Annotated in this window: 3 protein-coding genes and 1 pseudogene; 3 read left to right on the top strand and 1 reads right to left on the bottom strand. The window is 75.5% G+C overall.

Annotated features, from left to right (window positions below; translation table 11 throughout):
- The 3 genes and pseudogenes from AB0N76_RS39645 to AB0N76_RS39635 form a co-directional block, all read left to right on the top strand.
- Window positions 1-550 (top strand): annotated as a pseudogene (locus AB0N76_RS39645) (NYN domain-containing protein); the annotation flags it as partial.
- Between the two features lie 84 nt (window positions 551-634).
- Window positions 635-1633, top strand: coding sequence for an ABC transporter ATP-binding protein (locus AB0N76_RS39640; protein WP_363565717.1), 999 nt, complete (start codon window positions 635-637; stop codon window positions 1631-1633).
- A complete protein-coding gene (locus tag AB0N76_RS39635) occupies window positions 1630-2442 on the top strand; it encodes an ABC transporter permease (protein ID WP_363565716.1) in 813 nt (270 codons plus the stop codon). The genes AB0N76_RS39640 and AB0N76_RS39635 overlap by 4 nt, the downstream gene beginning before the upstream one ends.
- On the opposite strand, the gene AB0N76_RS39630 is transcribed toward AB0N76_RS39635, so the two are convergent.
- Window positions 2439-2631: integrase core domain-containing protein (locus AB0N76_RS39630; protein ID WP_363565715.1), on the bottom strand; the 193-nt coding region annotated here is incomplete at its 5' end. The two genes, AB0N76_RS39635 and AB0N76_RS39630, sit on opposite strands and share 4 nt — an antisense overlap.

Below are 2631 nucleotides of genomic sequence, written 5' to 3'. Positions count from 1 at the left end.
CCCGCGCCCAGGGCTCCGACGACCGCGGCGGGCGTCCCGGCAGGAGCGGGGGCGGCCACACGACCGCGGATGCAAGGACCTGGCCGGCCGCAGCGCCGACCGGCACACCGCCACCGCCCAGCAGACCGGCCCCGTCCTGCGCTGGTCCTCCGACCGCGGCTGGATCGAACGGCCGGTCCCCGAACCCTCCGTCACCGCCGGCGACGTCCTGCCCACCCTCGCCCAGCTCACCACCGCCGAACAGCGCTGGGCCGACCGCGAGGAGGACATCACCTCCATCGGCGGCGACGCGCACGAGGTCGGCCAGGTCTTCGCCCGCCGCTGGACCACCCGGGTCGGCGACGCCGAACGGCTCACCGTCCTGTGGCCCGACTACCCGCGCATCCCGCACCGGGTCGACGGCGAGCTGCTCCGCTACGCCGCCCGGTTCGGCCTGCTCGCCCACAAGGACGACCAGATCGACGAGCACGACCGGTACGCGATCCGGGCCGGCTTCTGGAAGGAGCTCGCCGCCCGCGTCCCCGGCGGGGACCTGGTGGTGGACGACTGAGCTGTGGACGACTGACCTGGCACGGGAGGGCGGAACGGGCCCCGTTGTCCGGTTCGCCGGTTCCACCGCGTAGAGTCTCCGGTCGTGAGCGAGACGGCCGGGCGGGCACCCCAGGAGACCTCGCCGTGCTGCGCCGTACGCGACCTGGTCAAGACGTACCGCACCGGGCGCGGCGCCGCCGCCACCGAGATCCGGGCCAATGACGGCATCACCCTGACCGTCCGGCAGGGGGAGATCTTCGGCCTGCTCGGACCCAACGGCGCCGGCAAGTCCACCCTGGTCCGCCAGCTCACCGGCCTGCTGCGGCCCGACTCCGGCAGCGTCGAACTGCTCGGCCACGACGTGGTGCGGCACCCCGAACGGGCCGCCCGGCTGCTCGGCTACCTCGGCCAGGAGTCCACCGCGCTCGACGAGCTGACCGTCGCCCTCGCCGCCGAGACCACCGGACGGCTGCGCGGCCTCGGCCGGGCCCAGGCCCGCGCCGCCGCCGCCGAGGTGATCACCGAGCTCGCCCTGGAACCGCTCGCCAACCGGCCGCTCGCCAAGCTCTCCGGCGGCCAGCGGCGGCTCGCCTGCGTCGCCGCCGCCCTGGTCGGCGACCGGCCGCTGCTCGTCCTCGACGAGCCGACCACCGGCATGGACCCGATCGCCCGCCGCGCCGTCTGGGCCGCCGTCGAACGGCGCCGCAACGAACGCGCGGCCACCGTGCTGCTGGTCACCCACAACGTGATCGAGGCCGAGACCGTGCTCGACCGGGTCGCCGTCATCGACGACGGCCGGGTCATCGCCTGCGACACCCCCGGCGGACTCAAGGCGCTCGTCGACGGCGACGTCCGGCTCGACCTGGTCTGGCGGGACGAGGCGCCGCTCACCGTGCCCGCCGTCGCCGCCCTCGCCGAGCGGGCCGAACGCACCGGCCGCCGCTGGACCGTCCGCACCACCCCCGAGCAGGCCCGCGAACTGGTCGCCGCCGTCACCACCGGCCCGGCCTTCGCCGCCCTCGACGACTTCACCCTGGCCACCCCGAGTCTTGAGGACGCGTACCTCAAGCTGGGCGGCCGCCACGGAGGACTGGCCAAGTGACGCTGCTCTCGGCTCCGCCGCAGACCACCCCGGCCCCGGCCGGCGAGCCCGCCCCGCTCGCCCCCGCCGCCCGGCTGCTGCCCGCCCTCGCCGCCGTCTACCGGGCCCAGCTGGCCCGCGCCCGGGTGGCGCGGATCCCGCTGCTGTTCGTCGCCACCTTCCAGTCGCTCGGCATCCTGGTGATGATGCGCGGCGTCGTCGACGCCGGGCAGACCTCCGCCGCCCGGTACGTGGTGGCCGGCTCCAGCGTGCTCGTGGTCGCCTTCGTCGCGCTCAACCTGCTCGCCCAGTACTTCGGCCGGCTCCGCGCCACCGGAGGCCTCGACCACTACGCGACGCTGCCGGTGCCGGCCGCCTCGGTGGTGCTCGGCGCGGCCGCCGCGTACGCCTCCTTCACGCTGCCCGGGACGCTGGTCACGGCGGCGGCGGGCGCGGTCATGTTCGGGCTGCCGCTGGGCCAGCTGTGGGTGCTGCTCGCGGTCGTCCCGCTCGCCGGGGCCGCGCTCTCCGGACTCGGCGCGGCCTGCGGGCTGCTCGCGCCCCGGCAGGAGATCGCCACCATGCTCGGGCAGCTCGGCATGTCGGCCGCGCTGCTGCTCGGCGTCCTGCCCGTCGACCACCTGCCGCAGCCGGTGCTGTGGCTGCGCGACCTGCTGCCGTCCACCTACGGGGTCGAGGCGTTCGCCCGGACCTTCCAGCCGGACCCGGACTGGGCGGCGGTGCTCGGTGACCTGGCGGTCTGCGCGGGGGTGGGCGTGGTGTCGCTGGTCGCCGCCACCTGGGCGTACCGGCGGGCCACCCGGCGCTAGCTGTTCTGTCCCGTGAGGTTGGGGACGCGGCTGGCGGGTGGTTTGCCTGCGAGTGCGGTGTGTCCGCGGTGGTGATTGTAGGTGTGGAGCCAGTCGGGGTAGGCGTCGCGGCGTTCCTGTTCGCTGCGGTAGGGCCTGGCGTAGGCCCATTCGTCGAGCAGGGTGCGGTTGAAGCGTTCGACCTTGCCG

It is taken from the genome of Kitasatospora sp. NPDC093806, assembly GCF_040683335.1.
In the GTDB taxonomy this organism is placed as follows: domain Bacteria; phylum Actinomycetota; class Actinomycetes; order Streptomycetales; family Streptomycetaceae; genus Kitasatospora.
This window is presented reverse-complemented; position numbering and strand designations above follow the sequence as displayed.